A 23,729-nucleotide genomic window follows, 5' to 3' on the forward strand; every position below is an offset into this window, starting at 1 on the left:
CGGACTCGTGCTGCGTGGAAAAGAAGAGATGTTAACCGCCGGGCCGCGCCGCGGCCTTGGGCTGGCTGGCCAGCCATTGCGCCAGCTGGTCGGCCGCATCGTCGGTGGCCTGGCGCAACGCGGCCACGCCGCCGGCGGCGTCCTGCGTCGGCGCCGGCGCCTGCGTCGCAATGCGCACCTGGCCCACCACGCTGCGGCCATTGAGCAGGACCGCCTGCAGCAGCACGCGGCCTTCGCTGGCCGCCCCATCGGGGGTGAACACCTGTTCGAACTGCGACAGGTAGACCTGCAACTGCGGCGTCTGGCCGCTGGCGCGTTCCGCCAGCACCGGCCCCTGGCGCGACAGGCGCTCGATCAGGCGCTGGCGCACCAGGTCGGACGGCGACGAGGCCCAGCGATAGGTGGCATAGGACTTGGGCGTGGCGCTGTCTCCGACGCGCCAGATGACGCCGGTGCTCGACAGCGTCGGCACCGCCGAGAACACCAGGGCGACCGGCTCGCGCGCCGGCAATTGCGGCGTCGGCCGGCTGTCCAGCCCCAGGTCGAACACGGCGGGCGGCGCGCCGACACGGCCCACGCCGCAGCCAGCCAGCGCCAGGGTCAGGATCAGGATTGCGCTACGCATCTTCATCACGGCTGTCTCCCAAAGCCGGCGAATCCGGCCTCGCCGGGTCCAGGCGCCGCCGGCGCCGGCCCGAACAATAACGATTGCGGCGTGTTGTCCACGCGCCGCAGGGTGAAAGTGGCGCCGCGCGCGGCCTCGGTGACGCTGGCCGCCATCCCGGTGACGGCGGGCAGGGTCTCGCCATCCAGCCGCGAAGCGGCAAAGGCAATGTCGTTCAGGCTGCGCGTGGCCGCGGCCAGCGCGCCGTCCGGCGCGTTCAGGCGCGCCAGCGACTGGCGCGCCTGCTGGGCCAGGTCGGCCACTTCGCGCGCCGCGCGGTCGGCCTGGCGCGAGGTGCTGCCCAACGAATCGACCAACGGTCCCAGCTTGGCCAGCGCCGGCCCCAGGTCGCGGCTGGCGTCCTTCAGCGACTGGGTGATGTCGGTGGCGTTCTGCAGGCTGGCGGTCAGGGCCTGCACATTCTGCTCGCTCAGCAGGCGCCGCAGCTGCTCAGTGGCGTCCTCGACGTTGGAAATGAGGCGGCCGCCGCGCTGCTCGATGCGGTCCAGAAAGCCGGGACGCAGCGGAATCGCAGCCGGGTTGGCGGCGCTGGATGCCAGCCGCTTGAACGAGCTGCCGTCGTCGCGCAGTTCGACATTGGCCATGCCGGTCACGCCCTGCACGCCCAGTTCGGCCCAGGTCGATTCAGTGATCGGCGTGTTCGGCGCCACGCCGATGCGGATGCGCACCTGGCCCGGCTTGTCGGGGTTCAGCGCCAGCGACTGCACCTTGCCCACCGGCACGCCCTGGTAGCGCACCGTCGACTGCGGGTTGAGGCCGCTGACGGCGGTCGCCGAGACGATTTCGTAGGTCTGCAGTTTGGTGCGGTCGCGGCCGATCCAGACGGCCACCAGCGCAGCGGCGGCCAACAGGACCAGCGTGAAGATGCCGGCCATGAGCGCGTGACTACGGTTTTCCATGATGCGTTCCCTTCGGCGCCATGTCCCCGAGCGCGCGCAAGCCGCGCTCGCCCAGGAAGAATGTATGAATGAACGGGTGGTCGACCTTCAGCACTTCCGGCACCGTGTCGCACACGATCACCCGCTTGTCCGCCAACACGGCGACACGCGTGGCCAGCGCGAGCAGCGTGTCCAGGTCGTGCGTCACCATGACGACGGTAAATCCCAACTGCCGGTGCAGGCTGCGCACCAGGTCCACGAATTCGTCCGAGCGCAGCGGATCCAGGCCCGCCGTGGGCTCGTCCAGGAACACCAGTTCCGGGTCCAGCGACAGCGCGCGCGCCAGCGCCACGCGCTTGACCATGCCGCCTGAAAGATCCGAGGGCCGCTTGTCCGCATCCTGCGCCGACAGGCCGACCATCGCCAGGCGGCACATCACGACATCGCGCACCAGGTCTTCCGGCACCGTGCGCAGCTCGCGCAGCGGCAGCGCGACGTTGTCGTACACCGACAGCGCCGAGAACAGCGCGCCCGCCTGGAACAACATGCCCCAGCGGTAGGACAGGCGCCGACGTTCGCTTGGCGTCAACTCGGACAAGGTGTTGCCGAGCACCTGGATGGTGCCGGCCGCCGGCCGGTCCAGTCCGATGATCTGCCGCAGCAACACCGTCTTGCCCGTGCCGGAACCGCCGACCAGCACCAGGATCTCGCCGGGAAAGACGGTCAGGTCCAGGTTGTCGTGCACCACGTGGTCGCCGAACGCCGTGCGCAGGCCGCGCACGGTGATCACGGGCGCGACCGTGACCTGCTCCTCGGTAAACAGGCGATGCTGTTCGGCGCCGGCCATCAGATGCCCACCGAACTGAAAATGACCGCGTACAGCGCGTCCAGCAAGATCACGCCAGTGATCGACGTGACCACCGACGTCGTGGTGCCGCGTCCCAGGCTTTCCGTGTTGGGCTGGATGCGCAGGCCGAAATGGCAGGCGATCAGCGCGATCAGGATGCCGAAGGTCACGCCCTTCAGGATACCGATCCAGTAATTGGTCAGGGAAATGGCGTCAGGCAGCGACTGCAGGAACCACTGCGCCGACACGCCCAACTGCACCTGCGCCGCCAGCATCCCGCCCAGGATCGCCATGGCGTCGGTCCACAGCACCAGCAGCGGCATGGTGATGGCTAGCGCCACCACCCGCGGCAGGATCAGCCGCTGGCCGTGCGAAATGCCCATCACCAGCATCGCGTCCAGCTCCTGCGTGACCCGCATGACCCCGATCTGCGCGGTGATGGCCGAACCGGAACGGCCCGCCACCAGGATGGCCGCCAGCACCGGCCCCAGCTCGCGCACGATCGATACGCCCAGCAGCCGCACGATGAAGCGGTCGGCGCCGATCATCTGCAATTGCTGGGCCGACAGGTATGACAGCACCACGCCAATCAGAAAACCCACCAGCGCCGTGATGCCCAGCGCCTGCGCCCCGGTGCGATACACCTGGGCCGAGATCTCGCGCCACGGCCCCCGCGACGGCCGGCGCAACATGCCGAAGAGGTCCAGGACCAGTTGACCCAGCATGGTCAGCAAGGCGCGGCCGTTCTCGCCGGCCTGCAGCACGGCCCCGCCCAGGGCGCGCAGCCAGCCCCACGAGGGCTCGGGACGAGGCGGCGCCTGCTTGCCGCCCTTGTTCGTGGCCAGGGCGGTGAACACGTCCTGCTGGCCGGCCGACCAGCGCACACGCTCGGGCAGTTTCTCGCCCCAGGCCTGCCAGATCAGCAGCGCGCCAATGGTGTCGAGCCGGCTGATGCCCTGCAGGTCCCAGCGCACGCCGGCATCGGCCGCCTTGGCCATCGCCGCGCGGCGGCGCTCGACCTCGCCCGGCTCCGCCAGCGCCAGGACGCTCCAGTCGCCCCCGACGTGGCACACACCCGCTTCCTGGCGGAAGGGCGTGGCGGCGCGGGACGCGGTCGGAGCGGAAAGCGGCATGTAGCGGGACAGGAATGCAAAAATGTATCCACAATCATATACGCTGGGGGCGACAGGCCGCGAGCGCGGCCCGCGCGTGCCCTACAATCGCCGCCATGTCCGATCACGTCCGCCCCATCGACCTGCCCGCGCCAGACGACCTGGCCCGGATGTTGGGTTCGCGCCTGCCCGCCTTCCAAGACATCGCCTGGACCGCCAGCACCGGCTCGACCAACGCCGACCTGCTGGCGCGCGCCCGCACGGGCGCGGGCGCCGGCAAGCCCTGGCTGCTGGGCACCCATCTGCAGGAAACCGGCCGCGGCCGCGCCGGCCGTCCCTGGCAGAACCGGGTAGGCGCGGCGCTGATGTTCTCGTGCGCTTTCGACGTGCACCTGCCCGCCGCGCAGCTGCCCGCCCTGTCGCCCTTGGCCGGCCTGGCGGCCTGCGAGGCGCTACGCGCCGTGGCGGGCCCTGGCGCCGATGGCCTCTGCATGAAATGGCCCAACGACATACAGTGGCACGACGCCAAGCTGGCCGGCGTGCTGGTCGAGACCACCCGCAACCCCGGTGGCCGCGAAACGGGCTATACGGTCGTCATCGGCATGGGCGTGAACCTGGTCGACGCCGACGCCTTGTCGCAGGCGCTGGGCCGTCAGGTCGCCGATTGGGCCGGCGTCACCCGCCACGCGCCTGGCCACGCCGCCACCGCCGCCGACCTGGTGTGCGCCGCGGCAAACGCCTGGCACGAGGCCGTCCGCGCCCTCGAACGCGACGGCTTCGCCGCCTTCTCGCAACGCTTCGACCAGGTGGACGCGCTTGCCGGCCGCGCGATCAACGTGCTGGACAAGGGCGACGTGATCCTCAGCGGCACCGCCTGTGGCGTCGATGGCCAGGGCCGCCTGCTGGTGCAAACGCCCCAGGGCGCCATGCCGATCTCGGTCGGTGAAATCTCGATTCGACGCCAAGCATGATCATCCTCATCGACTCCGGCAACAGCCGCCTCAAAGTGGGTTGGCTGGATCCCAGCAGCCCGGACATGCCGCGCGAGCCGGCCGCCGTCGCCTTCGACGGCCTGGACCTGGACGCCCTGGACCGCTGGCTCGCCGCCCTGCCGCAACGGCCGTCGCGTGCGCTGGGCGTGAACGTGGCCGGCGCCGAGCGTGGCGCCGCCATCTCCGCCATCCTGCAACGCCATGGCTGCGCGGTGACCTGGGCCTCCTCGCAGGCCACCACCCTGGGACTGGTCAACCGCTACAAGACGCCGTCACAATTGGGCGCGGACCGCTGGGCCTCGCTGCTGGGCGTGCTGTCGCGCCTGCCCGGCGCCCATCCGCCCTTCCTGCTGGCCAGCTTCGGCACCGCCACCACCATCGATACCGTGGGGCCGGACAACGTCTTCGCCGGCGGCCTGATCCTGCCTGGTCCGGCGATGATGCGCAACGCGCTGGCGCACGGCACCGCCAACCTGCCGATCGCGGAAGGCCAGGTGGTGCCCTATCCCACCGACACGCATGAAGCCATCGCCTCCGGCATCGCCGCCGCACAGGCCGGCGCGGTGGTGCGGCAGTGGCTCGCGGGCCGCCAGCGCTACGGCCAGACGCCGCAGATCTTCGCCGCCGGCGGCGGCTGGCCGGAAGTGCACCAGGAGATCGAACGTCTCCTGGCCGACGCCGGCGGCGCGTTCGGCGCCGCGCCGGTGCCGATCTACCTGAACCACCCCGTTCTGGATGGGCTGGCCGCCATCGCGCGCGCCAATCCGGCAACGGGCGCCTGACACCGACGAGGCCGCGCCATGCGAGTGCTCTTCATCCTGATCCTGCTGGCCAACCTGGGCGTCTACGCCCTCGGCCAAGGCTGGCTGGGCGTGCGCCCGGAAGACGAAGGGCGCGACACGCGCCGCTTCAGCCAGGAACTGAACCCCGGCGCCGTTACGCTGGTACCGCGCAAACCCGCCTGAGGCGCTTGGCGGGCGCGGACCTTACCGCAACCAGGGCGCCAGCGCGTCCATGGTCCGCGCGGTGGCGCCGGCATGGCCGGCGAACCAGGCCCGCGCCGCGTCACCGGCCGCCTGCCGCGCCACGGGGTCGGCCAGCAGCGCCAGCGCGGCCGCCACGGCCCGCTCCGGATCCGGCTGGCGTTGCGCCGCGCCCGCCTCGATGGCATCGCTGGCGGCCTGCTGAAAATTGAAGGTGTGTGGCCCGACGATGACCGGCACGCCGGCGGCGCAGGCTTCGATCAGGTTCTGCCCGCCCAGCGGCGCGAAACTGCCGGCCACCACGGCCACATCGGCGGCGGCGTAATAGAAAGCCATTTCCCCCAGCGTGTCGCCCAGCAACACGGTCGTGCGCGGCTCCGGCTCCTGGCCTGTCGACCGCCTCACATAAGGCAGGCCGGCCTGTTCCAGCAACGCGGCGGCCTCGTCGAAACGCTGTGGATGGCGCGGGATCAACAGGAACAGAGGCCCACCGGGCGTGCCCGCGAGACGTTTGAGGGCCGCGATGAAAGGCCCGTCCTCGCCTTCGCGGGTACTGGCCAGGGCGACCACCGGCCGGCCCAGGCGCGCGCGCCAGGCCTGCCCCTCCCGCACCCGGTCCTGGGGCAGAGACAGATCGAACTTCAAATTGCCGGAGACGGCCGGCTGCGGCGCGCCAGCCCGCGCCAGCCGCTCGGCGTCGGGCGCGGTCTGGGCCAGCACCAGGTCCAGGCCGGCCAGCGCCTCGCGCATGACGCCGCCCAGGCGTCCCGCCTGCCGCAGCGACGACTCCGAGAACCGGGCGCTCACCAGCGCCATCGGCACGCCTGCGCGTCGCGCCGCGGCCAGCAGGTTGGGCCAGATCTCGCGTTCGATGAGGATGCCGCAGCGCGGCTTGGCCGCCGCCAGGAAGCGGCGCGTGGCGCCGGGAAAATCGTAGGGCAGCCAGGCCTGCCGCAATTGGCCTTGGGCGATGGCCTCGGCAAACAGGCGCGCGCCTTCGGCACGGCCGGTGGCGGTGATGTGCGTCAGCAGCACCGGCAGGCCGCGATCGAGCAGGGCCTGCAGCAGCGGCTGCGCGGCACGCGTCTCGCCCAGGCTGACGGCGTGCACCCACACCGGGCCTTCGATCGCTGCGGTAGCCCCGGTTTTGCCGGGCGCAAAGCGGTCCGGCACGGTCGCGCCCGATACAGCCCGCCCGAATCGCTCGGGCGAAAAGATTCCCCATTCACCCCCGGCCCGCCTGGCGCGACGCGCCATCCACAGCCACACCAGGGGCGCCAGCGCCCGCAACCCCAGCGTGTAGACGGTGCGGTTCATCAGCGCGCGGCCAGCGCCTGCTCCACCGACGCCATGACAGCTTCGCGCGACGGCGAGGCGCCGCGGTCGCCCAGGCTGGCGGTGTAGTTCGAACCGACCAGCGGCGTGCGCACCGGCGTGGAAGCGCGGTAGATGCCGATGGTGGGACGGCCCAGCGCGGCCGACAGGTGGGTCAGGCCGCTGTCCAGGCCGACCATCAGGCGCGCCCCGGCCAGCAGCCGCGCAACCGAGGTCAGGTCCATTCGGGGCATGACTTCGACGTCTTCCATGCCGGCCACCAGCAGCTTGGCTCGCTCCGCCTCCCTGTCATTGCCGGCCAGTAATTTCAGCGCACAGCCCGCATCGCGCAAACGGCGGAACACTGCGCGCCAGTCATCTTCAGGCCAGAGTTTGTCGTCACGGCTTGCCGAAGGCATTATCACCGCGTAATCCTGGCTGGTATCCAGGTGCAGCACCCGCGACACTTCGTGCCCATGGTCTTCTCGAGACACATCCTCAGCGGGTGGATTGACGGATTGTCGACAAAATTCCTGCAGACCGAAATCCGGGTGGCCAGAATAGCTGTAGCCAAATGTCAACGCCGCCAACTTCCGCTGACGAATGACTGCCGGTTGCCAGAACTCGACTCGATGACGGACGTTATAGAATAGGCTCGCCAATGGCTCCCGCGCAGACCGCCAATCCAGACCATGCTTGACACCTCGCGTCTGGCGGACTAGCCATGCTGACTTCAACAGTGCCTGCATATCCAAAATGATATCGAATTCTTCAGCGCGCAAACGTTGTGCCAGCGCCTTCCGCTCAGCCCGGACTTCCGGGGACCACCAGGATTTCCGCCAACGGCGATGAGCAACCTTTATTACTTCGTGAACTCCTGGATGCCAGCTAGGAATCTCCGCGAATGCCTCCTCGACTATCCAGCTAATCCGCGCCTCCGGCACATGCCGAACGATATCGGATATGGCGGGCAGCATGTGAACCAGATCCCCAAGGGATGACGTGCGAACGATAAGGATACGGGGATGTTTCATTTAGGTAGAATTCTATAATGCCGATCACATTGCTAGCTTCACTTTCTGCGCGCCTGTTGAACTTGCCGCGAGCATACAAGCGTATTGCGACTATTGTTGTTGACGCTGCCCTGTTGTTCGTGTCGTTTTATGCCGCCCTTTGGCTACGCTTCGACTTCCTGTACTTCTCCAGGGAATACGGCCTCTACTCCGTCATCGCCGTACTCAGCGCGCTGTGTGGCATGTATCTTCTGGGAGCCTACCATTTCACCCTGAGATCGTTCAACGGGCGCACGCTCCTGTCGATCACAGGCGGCATCGTGCTATCGATCATGGCAATCGGCACGATCGACCTGTTCTTCAGAATTCTACCCGCCGTGCTTTCGCGCGGATTTTTGGTTCTTTACGTCTTGCTGGCAATCACGATGCTCGCACTGTCGCGAGTCTTGCTGCGCACTGCGTTCGGCGGGGGCCTGTTCCCGGAGACTCGTCGAATCCCCGTCATCATCTATGGCGCGGGCAAGGCAGGGCAACAGTTGGCCAACGCATTGCGCGCAACCCCGCACTACCGACCAGTGGCATTGGTGGACGATGAACGGGCCAAGCAGAAGCTGTGGATCGCCGGCCTGCGCACCTACGCGCCCTCAAGCATCCCGACATTGATTGATCGGTACCAAATCGAACAGCTCTTCATCGCGATGCCTAGCGCCGCACGCAGCCGGCTGCGTGAAATTGCTCTGGATCTTGCGTCGTATCATTTGCAGATCCGCACCCTCCCTCCTTTGGCCGAACTCATCGATAGCGAGATTGATCATCGGAAGCTGCGCACCATCCGGATCGAGGATTTGCTCGGCCGCGACCCTGTTCCGCCCATCCCTGATCTGATCAGCAAGTGCGTGACGGGCAAGTCCGTCATGGTGACTGGCGCTGGCGGCTCCATCGGATCAGAACTCTGTAGCCAGATTCTGGCGCAAGGACCCGCCAGACTGGTCATGCTGGAGGTGTCCGAAGCCGCGCTTTACACCACCGAGCAATACCTGCGTATCCATCACCGCGATTGCACCGTGGAGATCATCCCCATCCTCGGGAATGTGCGCCATCGGGAGTACTGCCTTGAGCAGATCCGCCGGTATGGCGTGCAAACCGTGTATCACGCCGCGGCATACAAGCATGTCCCTATCGTCGAACACAACATTTCAGAAGGCATCCTGAACAACGCGTTTGGCACACTGCATATGGTGCAGGCCGCAATTGAAGCCCGCGTCGAGCACTTCGTGCTTGTTTCGACCGATAAGGCCGTGCGTCCGACCAACATCATGGGAACCACGAAGCGCCTTGCAGAACTCATCCTTCAAGCACACTCGCGTACGCAGAGCTGGACTCAGTTGTGCATGGTGCGGTTTGGCAATGTGCTTGGCAGCTCCGGCAGCGTAGTCCCCCTATTTCGCAATCAAATACAGGCGGGCGGCCCCGTCACCATCACCCACCCGGACATCATCCGGTACTTCATGACCATCCCCGAGGCCGCCCAACTGGTGATGCAGGCTGGCGCGATGGGCAAGGGCGGCGAGGTATTCGTGCTCGACATGGGCGAACCGGTCAAGATCGTCGATCTGGCGCGCCGCATGATTCAACTATCGGGTCTGGAAGTCCGTGACGCCGACAATCCCGCGGGCGATATCGAAATACGCGTGACCGGGTTACGTCCAGGCGAAAAGCTCTATGAAGAGCTCCTGATTGGCGAAAACGTCGAAAAGACTGGCCATGAACGCATCATGCGAGCCAATGAACATGAACTCGAGTACGGCGAACTCATGGCTGGCCTTGAGCGCCTGGCCGCAGCACTGCGCGAAAACCGCCTCTTCGACGCTGTGACCTGCCTCAAGGAGCTGGTGCCCGAATACGTGTGCCAGCTCGACATGGGTCGCATCCCCAACCATCACCATCTCGTCACACAATGAACACGTTCATCATTGCCGAAGCCGGAGTCAATCACAACGGTGATACCGCTCTTGCTCTAGAGCTAGTAGACATTGCCGCGGACGCCGGGGCAGACGCCATCAAGTTTCAAACGTTCAGCGCCGACCGGCTCGTCCGCGAAGGAGCACCCAAGGCAGAGTACCAGCGCACCCAAACGGGAGATGGCGATCAGCACCAGATGCTGAAGGCGCTGGAATTGCCGGAAGCATCCTATGAAGCGCTGGTCCAGCGTTGCGCGGCCCGCGGCATCGAATTCATGTCGACGCCCTTCGACGAAGAAGCCGCCTCCTTCCTCATCGGTCTGGGCATGCGCCGCATCAAAGTCCCTTCCGGCGAAATCACCAACATCCCGTTCCTGAAGATACTGGCGGCCTACGGCGTGCCGCTCATTCTTTCCACCGGAATGGCGAATCTGCAAGAAGTCGAAGCGGCCGTTGCAGCGGTGCAGGCCACGCGCGAGGCCCTCGGCCACACCGGCAAGCTGTCCGACTACGTAACGGTCCTGCACTGCACATCCAACTATCCGGCGGCGGCTGCCGACGTTAACTTGCGCGCGATGGCCACCATGCGTCAGGCGCTGAATCTGCCCATCGGGTATTCGGACCATACCGATGGCATCGCCATTTCGATCGCCGCGGTCGCGCAGGGCGCGAGCGTCATCGAGAAGCACTTCACGATCAGCCGTGACATGAAGGGCCCTGATCACAAAGCATCGCTTGAGCCCGCCGAATTGCGCACCATGGTTCAGAGCATCCGGTTGGTGGAACAGGCCCAGGGTGATGGCGTGAAGACGCCTGCGCAAAAGGAACTGGCCGTACGAGACTTGGTACGACGCAGCGTCACGTCCGCCGCCGCGATCAAGAAAGGCGAGGTCTTCGGCGCTCATAACCTGACCTTGCTGCGCCCGGGAACGGGTATCGCTCCCGCTGACTTGGCCAATCTGTACGGCAAGACCGCCACGCACGATATCCCGTCCAGAACCACCTTGACCTGGACTGACGTCGAGTAGCCCGACCATGCGACGCATCGTCTATATCTCCGGCACTCGGGCCGACTACGGCCTGATGGCGGCCACATTGCACAGGATCCAGGCTAATCCTGCCTGCCAATTGAGCCTCATTGTCACGGGGATGCACCTCTCTCCCGAGTACGGCAATACCGTGGCGGAAATCGAGCACGATGGCCTGCCCATCCTGGCCCGCATCGTGCTCCCCATGAATACCGGCACGGGCGCAGGGATGGCCCGCGCGATCGGGTACATGGTCATGCAGTTCAGCGACGTCCTCGAACAAGCCCGGCCGGATATCGTCTTGCTGCTCGGTGACCGAGGTGAAATGCTGGCCGGCGCCATCGCTGCCGCACACCTGGGCATTCCGATCGTGCATATCCATGGCGGCGAGCGTTCCGGCACGATTGACGAACCCGTGCGGCACGCCATTTCCAAGCTTGCGCACTGGCATTGCGTCGCCACCCAGCAGTCGCGCGACCGCCTGATCCGCATGGGCGAGCAACCACGACATATTACCGTCACCGGCGCCCCCGGGCTGGACGGACTCGCCGAAACGCCTCGCGCGAATCGCACGGAACTTTGCCAGTCGCAGGGCCTGGACCCCGATTTGCCCCTGGCGCTGATGGTGTTCCACCCCGTCGTGCAAGAAGCCGACCGAGCCGCCGAACAGGTCGATACGCTGCTGCGGGCCGTCCTCGCCCACGGCTACCAGTTATTGGCGCTGAAGCCCAATTCCGATGCAGGTAGTACGGCGGTGGCCCAAGTTCTGGAGTCCCTGAAGGACAGGCCCGATGTCCGCGTGCTCACGCATCTGAGACGCCCGGAATTCATCGCCTGGATGGCCGCGGCCGACCTGATGATCGGCAACTCCAGCAGCGGCATTATCGAGGCCGCCACATTCGGCACGCCCGTCATCAATGTGGGGTCACGCCAAAACTTGCGTGAGCGCAATCCGAATGTCCGGGATTGCGACACCGACGCAGCGTCTATCGAGGCCGCGCTCAAGCACGTGCGACAGAGTCCCGGCCGCATATCTTCGGCTAACGTCTATGGCGACGGCCATGCCAGCGAACGCATTGCAGCGCTGCTGACCATGATGCCTCTGGACGATTCGATCTTGATGAAATCCAATGCCTACTAGCCAGGTGCTGATAGTCGGCGCGGGCGGCCATGCCAAAGTCGTCTTGGATGCCCTGCTGCTCATGGGCGGCTACTCGCCAGTCGTCATCGATGACAACCCCGCCCTGGACGGCACGACATTGCTGCATGTCGGTATTCGTGCGCCGCTGGATGACTCGATGTTCCGTGACCAGTATTTCCATATCGCCATCGGTTCAAATGTCGCGCGGGCAAAATTGTTCGCCCGATTTGTTCGCGCTGGTGGCAAGCCGCTGACCATCGCACATCCGACGGCATGCATTTCCCCGCACGCCTGCATTGCCGATGGCGTATTCATTGCCGCGCGCGCCGTCGTGGCGCCCGCGAGCCGCATCGAATCTGGGGTCATCGTCAATCACGGCGCCATCATCGATCACGACTGTGTCGTGGGCCAACATGCCCATATCGCTCCGCAAGCCTCGCTCGCCGGTGGCGTTCAGATCGGCGAACAGGTCATGATTGGCGCGGGTGCAAACATCCTGCCTGGACTGAAGATCGATTCACGCGCCACCGTCGGCGCGGGCGCAGTCCTGCGCAACGATGCCGGTCCGGACTCCCTGTGGGCGGGCGTTCCCGCCGTCCTGCGAAAGGCAACGGCGACATGAAGATACTCGTCATCGGCACAGGGTCGATCGGCCGGCGCCATATCAACAGCCTGAAATCGCTGCGCCAGGACCTTGGTTGGGTGCTGCTGCGGTCCCGCGCTTACCACGATGCGCTCAGTGCGAGCCTGGACGCGATCGTGTGCGACAACCTCGACGACGCCCTCGCCGAGAAGCCGGACCTCGCTGTCATCGCCAGCCCTTCCTCCCTGCATATCGAGGTCCTGCCAAAGCTGCTTGACGCCGGCATCGCGCTGTACATCGAGAAGCCTGTCGTGACGAATCGCGCACAGCTTGCCCAGCTCATCGAGGCGGCAGACAGGCACCGCGGCAAGGCGCCGACGCTGGTGGGCTGCAATCTCCGATTCCTGCCAGCGCTCGCGCAGATGCGCCAGCGGCTGCTCGAGACAGATATGGGAGCAATCGTGCGCGGCGACTTCCAGGCGGGCCAATGGCTGCCTGACTGGAGACCCGCGAGCGACTACCGCAAGAGCTACAGCGCCTCGTACGCGCTGGGTGGCGGCGTCATGCTGGATCTCATCCACGAGGTGGATGCCGCTCGCTGGCTGCTGGGCGAATTCGACAGCGTCAAGGCGTTTTCGGGCAAAGTGAGTTCGCTTGAAATCGAGACGGAAGATGTGGCCTGCATCGCGATGCGAGCCCGGCAAGGCGCGCTGGCGACCGTCAGCGTCGATTACATCTCGCGCCAGCCCTTGCGGCGTTATCTCGTCGTTACGGAGTCGGGCACCCTGGTCTGCGACCTGATCGGCAAGACGCTCCATCTGAACCAGGCGGGCGGCCGTCAACTGCTTTTGACCAATGACCCGGCAGATTTCGACGTGGCTGCCACATATCCCGCAGCCATGGCCGAGTTGCTCAGTGCCTTGGATACCAATCGAGAAACCAGTCAACCCCTTACCGAAGGCATCGCCAGCCTTGACTTGTTGTTGCGAGCCCGCGAAGCCTGCTGAAATCCATGAAAACCATTGCTACTATCTGCGCACGCGGGGGATCTGTTGGCGTGCCCCGCAAGAATATTCGGCTACTGCACGGCAAACCGCTGATTACTCACACGATTGAGCAGGCGCTTGCCTGCGACCTGATCGACGAAGTCTACGTTTCGACCGATGACGACGAGATCGCCGCCGTGGCGCGCCACGCAGGCGCGTTGGTGCCGCTTCTCCGTCCGGCTCATCTTGCCACCAGCGAGGCCGGTAAATTGCCGGTGATTCAACACATGGCCGATTGGGTGAACGCTAACGCGGGCCCCGTCGGGCGGGTGATTGATCTCGATGCCACATCCCCGCTGCGCAATGCGCAGGACATCGTTGACTGCATCGCCCTGCTGGACGACGATACCGATGTAGTGATCACGGGATACGAGGCCGAAAAGAACCCATATTTCAACATGGTGGAGCGTCAGCCGAACGGCAATATCGGTCTGGTCAAAGTGCCCGATCAGGCCGTGCTGGGTCGCCAACACGCTCCAAAGGTCTATGCAATGAATGCATCGATCTATGTATGGCATTACCATTCCCTGACAAAGGGCTTGTGGAACGGACGCACGCGGCTGCATGTCATGCCGCGCGAAAGATCAATCGATATCGATAGCGAAATCGACTTCCGAATTGTCGAGCTGATCATGGCATCCGCGCAGACGACTCAAGGCAAATAATGACTGACTTCACACTGACCGGAAAAACCATCCTGCTCACAGGCGCTGCTGGCATCCTGGGCTCACGACTGACCCGTCATCTTCTGGATGCCGGCGCACAGACTGTCATTGCGCTTGACCACTCCGAAGCAGCCTTGCGCACACTGGAACAGGATATCGGAGAGCCGTCTCGCTTGCGCGCTGAATGCGCCGACATCACGTCCAAGCCCGCACTGGAAGCGATCCGCGAACGCCTCAGCGCCGACATGCCCGCCATCGATGTATTGATCAACAACGCGGCAACCAAAAGTCCGAACTTCTTCGAGCCGTTCGAGACGTTCCCGCGAGACGACTGGGACATGGTCATGGACGTCAACGTGACCGGCGCCATGCATTGTTGCCAGGTGTTCGGGACCCCGATGGCGCAAGCAGGTCGAGGCAGCATCATCAACACCCTGTCCATCTATGGAATCGTCGCCCCCGATCAGCGCATATACGAAGGCTCCAGCTATCTGGGAAGAGCCATCAACACTCCCGCCATCTACAGCGTCAGCAAGGCCGCCCTCTGGGGCCTGACTCACTATCTGTCATCTTATTGGGGCGCTCAGGGTGTGCGCGTCAATGCCGTGACTCCCGGAGGTATATTCAGCGGACAGAACACTACCTTCGTTGACCGCTACTCAGCGCGAGTGCCGCTCAACCGCATGGCGCAACCTGATGAACTCATGGGGGCCTACCTGTACTTGGCCTCGGACGCATCCTCGTACACTACAGGCCAGAATCTCGTCGTCGATGGCGGCCTGACCGTTTGGTAAATGAGACAGAACATGAAACCTACCGAGAAAAAGAGTCCGATCACAGAGCTCTGCGTTACGCGGGGTGTCACGCTGCGCGAAGCGCTGGAGCGATTGAACCAATCCAACCACGCGCACGGCATGCTGCTCTTGGTCTCGCCGGACGGGCAATTGGAACGCACCGTGACCGACGGGGACTTGCGCCGTCTCATTCTCAATGGGGCAACGCTGGAAAAAACCCTGGAAACGCTGGATCGCACGACCCCCATTGTTCTGACGGAGGGGTATACCCGCCATACCGCGCTTGAATTGATGAACCAGCACGACATCAACCATCTTCCGGTGACGGATGCGCAAGGCAGGCCAATCAAGGTAGTAACGAGAGCAGACCTGGACGCTCAAGTTTTCCTTTCGTCACCCCACTTGGGAGAGCTGGAGCGAGAGTACGTCGAAGAAGCCTTCCGTACCAACTGGATCGCCCCCCTGGGGCCAAACGTCGACAATTTCGAGAAGGAGCTGGCAGCCTATGTCGGCATCGGCCACGCTGCCGCGCTCAGCTCGGGCACCGCTGCGATTCATTTGGCGTTGCGCATATTGGGAGTCACCACCGGTGACACCGTGTTCTGCTCTTCGCTGACGTTTTCGGCTAGCGCCAACCCGATTGTCTACCAGGGAGCGCAACCCGTTTTCATCGATTCGGAGCCAGAAAGCTGGAACATGTCGCCGCAGGCGCTCGCGCGCGCATTTGAAGACGCCAAGCGCAAGGGAAAACTGCCCAAGGCGGTGATCGTGGTGAACCTGTACGGCCAGAGCGCCGACATGGACCCGATCCTTGCCCTTTGCGACCAGTACGGGGTCCCCCTGGTTGAAGACGCCGCCGAGTCCCTCGGCGCACGCTACAAAGGCCGCGCCAGCGGCACGCTCGGCGCCATCGGCATCTACTCGTTTAACGGCAACAAGATCATCACCACGTCGGGTGGCGGCATGCTCGTGTCGAATGACAAAGCGATCGTCGACCGGGCCCGTTTTCTGTCCACTCAGGCCCGGGATCCGGCCCCGCACTATCAGCACAGCGAAATCGGTTTCAATTACCGCATGAGCAACATTCTGGCGGGCGTCGGCCGAGGTCAGCTCAAGGTGCTGGAGGACCGGGTACAAAGCCGGCGACACGTCTACGCCCAGTACCTCGACCGCTTCCAGCGCGTGCCTGGTGTCCACATGATGCCCGAACCCGATTGGAGTTTCTCGACCCACTGGTTGAGCGCGCTCACGCTGGATCCGAAGATCGGGGTGACGCCGACCGATTTGATCCAGGCGCTGGGTGCCGAGCACATCGAAGCTCGCCCGGTCTGGAAGCCGATGCATCTGCAGCCAGTCTTTGCATCTTGCGAGTATTTCAAGCACGGTGAAGAATCCGTTTCAGACGGACTCTTCCACAACGGTATCTGCCTGCCCTCCGGTTCGAACATGAGCGAAGGCCAGCTCGAGCGCACCATTGCGTGCATCGAAACAGCACTGAAAAAGCGCAAATAAACGCCTATTCAGGCTTAGAAGGCCTTCAGCAAAATGAGACTGCCGGTGATCCAGTTCAACACTTGAAGCTGGTCACCGCTGCAGCGCACGGTCAAGGGATCGAACAGCCTCCCCTTGCCTCGCCCGAATCCAAGCCGCTCACCGCGAGGCATGAAAGCGTGATCAAACGCAAAGACATTGCCTTGCTGCTTGCAGACCGCGTAGAAGCCTTTGGCCCCCTCGCAGATGTCATTCAATAGCAGTATTCCCGGCAGAGCCTGAACCCGGCAGGCAAGACTGCCAAGCTCCACTACGACGATGACGCCCGGGGCGGTCCAATCGGACAGATAGAGCCGATCGCCGATACGGCGCGCGCGATCCACCTGCCGAATAGGCAATTTGACTCCTGCCGCGTGATCGCCGATCGGAAAGACATGGCCGTCGTAATCCACTGCCCAGAGTTCCGCTGCCATGGAGAACATCAGGACAATAGGCCGATGATGTTCCACATGATCAATGGTGCCGTTATCAAATACATCAGCGCCATTTGAAAAAATCGAACCGATGCTAATGCGCCCAGGAGCGATCAAGTCCAGCTGACTCGGGTATCCGCAAGACTGCCCGCCGGATTTTCCCTGCCAATGCCACCGGACATTGTCTGGCCCCGAAATCAACAGGAGTCGCCCCCCTCCCTCCAGGTCCAGCCAGTCCCATGGCGCCGGCGCACCGAGCAACGTCTCTCCCTGCACGTCACGCACCACATCGACGTCGCGATCCAGCCAATCGCGCAGGAAGAAGTTCAATTGCTGCAACTTCATGCGTAGCGGTCTACGGCTCTTCCCGCCTTCAAGCAAGCGCGAGTAGAGCCTGGATGCATGGTCCGCCAGAGCAGTCAACCGCTCGTCCCGCTCTTGGTCCGCGCCGCCACCCAACAGCGCCGCCCGGATCAGATCGAGATCGCCTTCCGCCACCGTGTCGACCGTAGCTGCCAATAACCTGTCCACCAAATCGCCGATAACCGGCTTCTCGGGCAGACCCCGAACCGACCAGCCGTCCGATGGCAAGATATCGTAGAAGACCAGGGGATCCAGCGGCCGCGCAAGAAACGCGGCGACGTCCAGGGTTTTAGGCAACCGCGTCATAACCAAAGATTTTCTCAATGACTTCGAGATGAGCCACCAGATCGTTCAAACCCACGACGGCCGATTGACCAGCCGGCGCCAGCCAAGCCCTTAGCATTGGCTCAAAACCGCACTTGACCTCGCCCGAATAGGGCGCCATCAACGTTTGGGGTGCGATGGTCCCGCGTTCGGTGAAGGTCACGCCTTCCATCGGCATCAGGTCGTAGCGCCCCCGCGTTGTGCTCACGCTCAGCCACCAGCGTCCAGCGCTGCGCCAATCCGACATGTAAGTGAACGGAATATCTCTGTCCGAGCTTCCTGATCCGGCGAACACGGCGCCCGCAGGATGCCAGGATATGGTGTCCTTGCCGCCGATAACGCTATGCAGCGCCTTGGGCATGCCGATAAGGTCGAATGCGGTTGCTATCACGTGGATGCAGTTGCTGGCCCCCCACCGAGCGAGCTCGAGAGTGGAATACGCGGTGGCATCAATGCGATGCACCCACTCCGTGAACGAAAACGCGGCGCTGGTGACTTCTTCGCCCTTCATGTGCTCGCGCAGCAATTGAACGGAAGGGAAGTACAGGCGGTTCAGCGCGACGGCCGCATCAAACGACGGATGCGCCGCAATAAAGGTGCGCAACGCCTGGCTCGACAGCGCGACAGGCTTTTCGACGAGCACTTTTTGTGCGCCGATGTCAGCCAGCACATTCATCAGGGGCATCAAGCTTTCGATCGCGGATGCCAGCACAACGCCGTCGTACTTTCCACCGACCTTGGCCAGCGTATCCGCCCCACCGCCGAACGCCTGGCCCAATTGCCAATCCCGCGCAAGCTTCTGTGCGGAGGCTTCTGTGCGAGCCAACACATCGATATTCTGAACGCCTACAGCACGCAGCGCCTTGACATACTCGGGGGCAATCCCGCCCGCGCCAACCAACAAGATATTCATGAGTTCCAACTCCTCGTGCGCAACAGGCTATTCAGGTGATGGGGCAAGCGAGGTCACGCTCATGCCGCCCAGTCAATTGAACATTGAATGTCTTCAACATCAGACGGTTCATAGCCGCGGATTGCTCCAGGGTCGGCAACAAGCAGCGGCCCTCACGTTGCTCCGCAAGAATTGGCGCAGTCAGCGCGCTCACCCGTGGCACATTGAAGACAAGACCCTGCAATGGGGCGAGATCGCTGACCACGGAACCCGTCGCTTCATCGAACACGACCCGGCCGAATTCGCCTTCCACACAGATGCGCGGAGCCGCGGCTGGTGCCTTGTCGTGGTAAGTCACGCGAAGTTGACCTCCGAGATCATCGGACGCAACGGCCTTGCCCGTGAACTCCACGAAATTGCCGCCCCGCTTGGATTCGTGGACCGGCTTGTCGATTTCCGCCGCCAGCTCGCTCACGTTCGAGCCGGTCAGATAGGCAAAGAGATCGACGTAGTGAATGAGATTGCAGCCCATGCCATCGCCGTCGATGTCCACGGACATGGACACTTGCTGGCCGACCGTCAGGGCGCGCAATTTGTAAAGAGCGTCCAGGTAACGGTAGATATGGTTCACGCGGATATCTGCGCCTGCCTCGGCCGCCACCATCAACGCGTCATCCAGTTCTGCTTCGCTTTGAAAAAGCACCTTCTCGCACAGGACTCGCTTGATCCCCAGGCCAAGCACCGCGCGCAATACTTGCAAACGTCCTGGAGCGGGGGTGGCAATCACGGCCGCATGAAACGGCCCGCGCCGTGCAACATCGTCCAATGCGGCGAAAATCAACTCCTTGCCCTGGCAATTCGGCACATCGTGCCATCGCGTACGGGCAACTTCCGCAGCCGCCTGGCTGGGTTCCACCACCACCACGCGCCCGATCCACGGAGCATCTGCCAGACTCTGCAAATGCCGGCTTCCCAGGTTGCCAGCGCCAATTAGTAAGATGCTCTCATTCATAGTCAGGATTTCCAGAAAATTCGGTGTACAGCTTCACGCCAGAGACGGAGATAGGTTCGCTCTTGCTCTTGCCGGTCAACGTGAACCGGTAATAGTCATAACCCGGCGTTGACCGCAGCGCATACCACTCGGTTGCCCCTGGGGTCAGATCCTCACGGCGGCTGCGCCGATCCAGGTCGACCCAGGATTGACCATCGTTTGATCCCTCGAAGACCCAACTGACTGGCGGCTTGCCGTCTGGCTTGGCGTAGTTCGGCAGCATGATTTCATAAAGGAACGGTGCCGCGCGCTTGGCCCTGCGGGCATCGATTACGATTTGATCGCCATCACGTCCTGCCCACGACGTCGTGGCCTTTTCATCCCCCAGCACAGGCGCGGGCTTCACACCCTCCGCCGTCACCGTGGTAATTGCATCAGGACGCGCCAGATTCATGCCTACAGCGATCACGGCACCCGACTCCAGGCGTACGTAAGGGGCGTTGACGCGCATCGTCATATCAACCGCCTTCAGACGCTCTCCCTCGCCGAAAGCCAGGGGGATACTCCGATCCTCATCGATATGGACGCTGCGGCCATCCTGATAGATCAAGTCGAACTCCAAACCCGTGTGCCGCACTGGGGTCAGTTGCCGTTGAATGCGGCTGCGCTTTTCGGCTTCTGTCTGCGAGTCGCTCAGCTTGAACTGCAACTGAGTCACGAACGGTGCGATACGCCGCCATTCGCTCAGCTCATTCACCGGGACATGCGGGGCGCAGTCGCGCGGCGTTCCAAACAGCGAAACATCATCGTCACGGACTTTGCCGCACAGGACGTCGTCCAGCCCCAATGGCGCCACGTATGGTGAAGACCCCACCCTCAGCAGCGACACCGCCGGCGAACTGCTGCGGACCATCTCCCAACCATAGGGCAAATTGAAACTTGGCGCCAGGCCGTAAGGGCGGTAAAAATTGAAACGCTGGCTCTTCACCAGGTTGGGATAGGCACTGTCGTGCGCCCCAGACCAGAAGACCCAGGATCCCGTAGGCAGATCAAGCGCCTCGCCGTTATCACGCAATTGACGGAACGACACGTTCTTTATAGAGGGAATCCAGTTGCCCATCACGGAAAAGGCAAATCGTCCCACCGCCGTCAACAGACCCGAATTGCTGTAGACCACCTGAGGCACATGTTGCGCGTTCATGAGCGCGCGAGCGCGCAGAAAGTCCGTCAAGGGCATTGTGTAAGTCGGGCTCGTGAGCACGACCCAAAGGATCGATGCAAACGCGCTAAGCGCAATGCCAACCCGGCCCCAGCGGTTCACAAGGATCGAGCGCTCCCCCGTTGTAACCGACCCGTTGGGAGCACAGACTGCCAGCGCCAGGATCGCGAACACCATGAGAAGATTCCAGTCGCGCTCCTTGGGGAAGAACAAGGTGGCAATGCCCAGCATTACCACCATACCCACGACGCCAACCATGTACAGCCCGCAGGGATCACGACGGAACAAGACACGCCACAGGCAGTACCCGCCGATGCCCGCGAAGAACAGGAACAATAGCACCGGAGCCGGAATGCCCAGCATCAGCGCGGCGTCCACTAGAAGCACGTGAGACGAATCGGTGCAACGTTCGCCGCCCAACACGCGGCCGGACAAGGGAATCACGCAACTCGGACCATATCCCGACAGGGGCTGCTTTTCAATCGCCTTTAGCGCGCCGCCTGCCAGATCGAAACGGGCCACGTTGGTCTGAGCAAGGATTTCAACCGACGTACCATCTCCCTCGATCTTGCGTTCCGCTTTGTCATAGAACACCAGCGACGCAAACATGGGAATGACGAGTATCAACGCCACAATCATCGGGCGATACAGGCTTGCCCGCACCCGCCAAAAACAGACCAGGCATGCGACGGCGCCGAGACAGATACCAACACTCAATGCGCGGGTACTGTTCAGCGCCAACGTACAGGCCAGTATTGCAAAACCCGCCACTGGCAACCATTTCCGCCGCACGTTCGCCGTCAGCGACACCATGACGAACAGACCAATCGTCAGGAACAAATCCAGACTGCCGTGGTAATAATATGCTCCACGCACCCGGCGGATGTAGTCCAAGCCATCTGGAAATTCCAGGATGTAGGCCCAGTCTCCCACCGCCATCTGCACCAAAGCGATCAACGCCTGGAACACCATGGCCAGACCGACCGTCGATAGCAATAGGGTGCGATCGCGCTCGGTCTTGACCAAGAGCATGACCAAGAATGCAGTCAGGATGAATGCGTACCAGATGGCCGAGGCCGCCATTACGCTACTGACAGAACGCTCAAGCAAGGAGGCGCTCTCGGCGTCCGTCGACAACTCGCGAACGGCATCATAGAGACTCCACAGCGCATTGCCGAACAACCAGACGCCGAACAGCGCCAGCACGATGAGTACATACCGGCCCATCGGGTTATGCCGCGTATCCCGCCAGCAGAGAAACCCGAGCCCAGCGAAAAGAACACTATCGACGATGAGCAATTGCACTGCCGGCGCGAGGTTGAGCGGATAGCCCATGACATAGTGCACGGCATCCGCCACATACTGCAGCGGCCTGACCAGCAAGCCGGCATGCGAATGAGCCATTGGCAGGAGCATCAATCCCACCAGAGTCAACCCCAGGACCACACCCAGCCATCGGGGCACACGGGGATGAAGCACGAGAACGACGATTGCGAACAATCTACATGCATCGCCCCAGACGGGAAGGATCGGCAGACTCGCGGCGGTGAACAGCCCTAGGGCAAGCAGAACCAGCAACCTGCCCCGCCAGCGCGTCGCCACGTCATCGGCCACCAGCGGTGCCGAGGCGTCCTGCGCCGGCCCAGTCTCGCCGAATATTGCATTCTGCGGGCTCATGAACGGGCCTCTCGAATCTCGGCGAGCGTCTTCGCATGCTCATTTTCAAGCACATCGCAGACACGCTCGGCCGCGTTTCCTGGAGGCGGCAACGTCTTGCGGGCCGCAGCGAGTTTGCGGGCAAGCGGCGTGTCGTTCAGCACCTGTTCCAGACCTTGCCCCACTTCCTGCAGATCGCCAAGCACTAGCGCGCCGTCCGCTTCGCTGTAGCTTACCAACGCATCGTATTGGGACAACTGTAGGACGATGGCGGGTTTACCCGTCAGCAACATCTCCATCGCCACCGTGGACGTCAGCGTAACAACGGCATCCGCCGCGGCCGCCACCACCGGCAACGCATCTTCCGCAGGGCTGTGCAACGCGCCGTCGGGAATAACCTCACCACGCGGATCGGTACTGCTGGGGTGCAGTCGTACAACCAGGCGCCACCCTGCGCGCCGTGCGCAAAGCTCAGCGAGGAACGCCCTTACCCGCCGGGGCAGTTCGGGATTCGACGGTTCGGGCTGCTCCGCCCAGAGGATGAGCTTTTCTTGATCCGCGACCCCATGTCGATGGCGCCACTCCGCGCCCAGCCGTTGCAATTCGGGATCATTGAGCGCATCGAATGCCGGATTGCCAGTCACGAAAATACGTTCGCGCATCCGCCCGGCCTCCACCAGGCGATCGACCACGGTCTGCGAATAGACCGTCAGCAAGTGCCCGTTGTCAGGGCGGCGCAACCAAGGCAACTCAAGGATGGCAAAAAGATCGATGACGCAGATGCTGGGGATATGCAGCTGGCAGGCCGCCCGCAATAGCGCGGATTCCATGCGGGGCGAGGCTGTCGCCACCACCCAGTCAGGCTGTTCCGATTTGAGAATGCGGCTCGCCGTGGCCACCGGTGAAAACGCATTGAGGCCGCGCTCTTCATAAGCAGCCCACGCCGCGGTCTCTCCAATCTCATCAACCAGATCCCGCATCGAAGCGCCGAGGTAGGCAATGGACTCTTCCCTCGGAATGCCCTTGCCTTCCGTATGGTGCTTCTCGGCTAGCTTGCCACCATACAGCGCGACCCGCGCGTCAGTCGCATCAACATAATCACGGACCGTCCGGTGCGCGATACCCAATCGGCTCAACACCGCGGAAGCCGTCGTCAACGCGAGCGGCACAACCTCGTGACCTCTGTTTTTCAGCGAGCGGATAAGCGGAACGGCGGCGGTGACATGGCCCCCTCCGTAAAACACCAAGAATACTTTCATTATCTCTGGATCAGTATCG

At 63.3% G+C, this 23,729-nt stretch carries 22 protein-coding genes; 11 read left to right on the plus strand and 11 right to left on the minus strand.

What is annotated here, in order from left to right:
• Positions 1-31: 31 nt before the first annotated feature.
• The 4 genes from ABFG95_RS13920 to ABFG95_RS13935 are packed head-to-tail and all read right to left on the minus strand — an operon-like array spanning position 32 to position 3,543.
• Entirely contained in the window at positions 32-631 is a 600-nt protein-coding gene (locus ABFG95_RS13920) for an ABC-type transport auxiliary lipoprotein family protein (protein WP_054418522.1), read from the minus strand.
• Entirely contained in the window at positions 631-1,584 is a 954-nt protein-coding gene (locus ABFG95_RS13925) for an MlaD family protein (RefSeq protein ID WP_049077130.1), read from the minus strand. The genes ABFG95_RS13920 and ABFG95_RS13925 overlap by 1 nt, the downstream gene beginning before the upstream one ends.
• Positions 1,571-2,410, minus strand: coding sequence for an ATP-binding cassette domain-containing protein (locus tag ABFG95_RS13930; protein ID WP_049077132.1), 840 nt, complete (start codon positions 2,408-2,410; stop codon positions 1,571-1,573). Before ABFG95_RS13930 ends, ABFG95_RS13925 begins: the two co-directional genes overlap by 14 nt.
• On the minus strand, positions 2,410-3,543 hold the full coding sequence (locus ABFG95_RS13935) for an ABC transporter permease (RefSeq protein ID WP_049077134.1): 1,134 nt from the start codon (positions 3,541-3,543) through the stop codon (positions 2,410-2,412). Before ABFG95_RS13935 ends, ABFG95_RS13930 begins: the two co-directional genes overlap by 1 nt.
• A gap of 95 nt (positions 3,544-3,638) precedes the next feature.
• On the opposite strand from ABFG95_RS13935, the gene ABFG95_RS13940 reads away from it, so the two are divergent.
• Genes ABFG95_RS13940 through ABFG95_RS13950 form a run of 3 tightly spaced genes read left to right on the plus strand, consistent with a single transcriptional unit; the run spans position 3,639 to position 5,479 of the window.
• Positions 3,639-4,493, plus strand: a complete 855-nt coding sequence (locus ABFG95_RS13940) for a biotin--[acetyl-CoA-carboxylase] ligase (RefSeq protein ID WP_348996022.1) — start codon at positions 3,639-3,641, stop codon at positions 4,491-4,493.
• Complete coding sequence (locus ABFG95_RS13945) at positions 4,490-5,296, plus strand: type III pantothenate kinase (protein WP_054418525.1); 807 nt, start codon at positions 4,490-4,492, stop codon at positions 5,294-5,296. Before ABFG95_RS13940 ends, ABFG95_RS13945 begins: the two co-directional genes overlap by 4 nt.
• 18 nt (positions 5,297-5,314) lie before the next feature.
• Positions 5,315-5,479 (plus strand): hypothetical protein, encoded by a 165-nt coding sequence (locus ABFG95_RS13950; protein WP_167352803.1) that lies wholly within the window; start codon positions 5,315-5,317, stop codon positions 5,477-5,479.
• Between the two features lie 21 nt (positions 5,480-5,500).
• Here ABFG95_RS13950 and ABFG95_RS13955 read toward each other — a convergent pair whose 3' ends face one another.
• Both ABFG95_RS13955 and waaC read right to left on the minus strand, forming a co-directional pair.
• Positions 5,501-6,814 carry a 3-deoxy-D-manno-octulosonic acid transferase gene (locus tag ABFG95_RS13955; protein WP_278989925.1) on the minus strand — a complete coding sequence of 438 codons (1,314 nt, stop codon included), beginning with the start codon at positions 6,812-6,814 and terminating at the stop codon, positions 5,501-5,503.
• The gene (gene waaC / locus ABFG95_RS13960) at positions 6,814-7,845 is read right to left on the minus strand and encodes a lipopolysaccharide heptosyltransferase I (protein WP_100508963.1); all 1,032 of its coding nucleotides are present in this window, start codon (positions 7,843-7,845) and stop codon (positions 6,814-6,816) included. Before waaC ends, ABFG95_RS13955 begins: the two co-directional genes overlap by 1 nt.
• A gap of 17 nt (positions 7,846-7,862) precedes the next feature.
• On the opposite strand from waaC, the gene ABFG95_RS13965 reads away from it, so the two are divergent.
• The 8 genes from ABFG95_RS13965 to ABFG95_RS14000 are packed head-to-tail and all read left to right on the plus strand — an operon-like array spanning position 7,863 to position 16,554.
• Positions 7,863-9,785 (plus strand): nucleoside-diphosphate sugar epimerase/dehydratase, encoded by a 1,923-nt coding sequence (locus tag ABFG95_RS13965; protein ID WP_100508962.1) that lies wholly within the window; start codon positions 7,863-7,865, stop codon positions 9,783-9,785.
• On the plus strand, positions 9,782-10,813 hold the full coding sequence (gene neuB / locus ABFG95_RS13970) for an N-acetylneuraminate synthase (RefSeq protein ID WP_175144632.1): 1,032 nt from the start codon (positions 9,782-9,784) through the stop codon (positions 10,811-10,813). Before ABFG95_RS13965 ends, neuB begins: the two co-directional genes overlap by 4 nt.
• Positions 10,814-10,820: 7 nt before the next feature.
• Positions 10,821-11,954, plus strand: coding sequence for a UDP-N-acetylglucosamine 2-epimerase (neuC, locus tag ABFG95_RS13975; RefSeq protein WP_175144631.1), 1,134 nt, complete (start codon positions 10,821-10,823; stop codon positions 11,952-11,954).
• Positions 11,944-12,576 carry an acetyltransferase gene (locus ABFG95_RS13980; RefSeq protein ID WP_100508959.1) on the plus strand — a complete coding sequence of 211 codons (633 nt, stop codon included), beginning with the start codon at positions 11,944-11,946 and terminating at the stop codon, positions 12,574-12,576. The genes neuC and ABFG95_RS13980 overlap by 11 nt, the downstream gene beginning before the upstream one ends.
• Positions 12,573-13,544 (plus strand): Gfo/Idh/MocA family oxidoreductase, encoded by a 972-nt coding sequence (locus tag ABFG95_RS13985; protein ID WP_100508958.1) that lies wholly within the window; start codon positions 12,573-12,575, stop codon positions 13,542-13,544. Before ABFG95_RS13980 ends, ABFG95_RS13985 begins: the two co-directional genes overlap by 4 nt.
• 5 nt (positions 13,545-13,549) lie before the next feature.
• Positions 13,550-14,248, plus strand: a complete 699-nt coding sequence (locus ABFG95_RS13990; protein WP_100508957.1) for an acylneuraminate cytidylyltransferase family protein — start codon at positions 13,550-13,552, stop codon at positions 14,246-14,248.
• Positions 14,248-15,042 carry an SDR family oxidoreductase gene (locus ABFG95_RS13995; protein WP_100508956.1) on the plus strand — a complete coding sequence of 265 codons (795 nt, stop codon included), beginning with the start codon at positions 14,248-14,250 and terminating at the stop codon, positions 15,040-15,042. Before ABFG95_RS13990 ends, ABFG95_RS13995 begins: the two co-directional genes overlap by 1 nt.
• A 12-nt stretch (positions 15,043-15,054) precedes the next feature.
• A complete protein-coding gene (locus ABFG95_RS14000) occupies positions 15,055-16,554 on the plus strand; it encodes an aminotransferase class I/II-fold pyridoxal phosphate-dependent enzyme (protein ID WP_278989936.1) in 1,500 nt (499 codons plus the stop codon).
• Positions 16,555-16,568: 14 nt separating this feature from the next.
• On the opposite strand, the gene ABFG95_RS14005 is transcribed toward ABFG95_RS14000, so the two are convergent.
• Genes ABFG95_RS14005 through ABFG95_RS14025 form a run of 5 tightly spaced genes read right to left on the minus strand, consistent with a single transcriptional unit; the run spans position 16,569 to position 23,710 of the window.
• Positions 16,569-17,675, minus strand: a complete 1,107-nt coding sequence (locus tag ABFG95_RS14005; RefSeq protein ID WP_100508954.1) for a hypothetical protein — start codon at positions 17,673-17,675, stop codon at positions 16,569-16,571.
• Complete coding sequence (locus ABFG95_RS14010; RefSeq protein ID WP_100508953.1) at positions 17,659-18,606, minus strand: Gfo/Idh/MocA family oxidoreductase; 948 nt, start codon at positions 18,604-18,606, stop codon at positions 17,659-17,661. Before ABFG95_RS14010 ends, ABFG95_RS14005 begins: the two co-directional genes overlap by 17 nt.
• 31 nt (positions 18,607-18,637) lie before the next feature.
• Positions 18,638-19,597, minus strand: coding sequence for a Gfo/Idh/MocA family oxidoreductase (locus ABFG95_RS14015; protein WP_175144630.1), 960 nt, complete (start codon positions 19,595-19,597; stop codon positions 18,638-18,640).
• The gene (locus ABFG95_RS14020) at positions 19,590-22,472 is read right to left on the minus strand and encodes an O-antigen ligase family protein (RefSeq protein WP_175144629.1); all 2,883 of its coding nucleotides are present in this window, start codon (positions 22,470-22,472) and stop codon (positions 19,590-19,592) included. The genes ABFG95_RS14015 and ABFG95_RS14020 overlap by 8 nt, the downstream gene beginning before the upstream one ends.
• Positions 22,469-23,710: a UDP-N-acetylglucosamine 2-epimerase gene (locus ABFG95_RS14025; RefSeq protein ID WP_100508950.1), complete on the minus strand. Its 1,242-nt coding sequence runs from the start codon at positions 23,708-23,710 to the stop codon at positions 22,469-22,471. Before ABFG95_RS14025 ends, ABFG95_RS14020 begins: the two co-directional genes overlap by 4 nt.
• Positions 23,711-23,729: the final 19 nt, after the last annotated feature.

The sequence above is a fragment of the Achromobacter sp. HNDS-1 genome (genome assembly GCF_040084795.1).
GTDB classification, from domain to species: domain Bacteria; phylum Pseudomonadota; class Gammaproteobacteria; order Burkholderiales; family Burkholderiaceae_B; genus Achromobacter; species Achromobacter ruhlandii.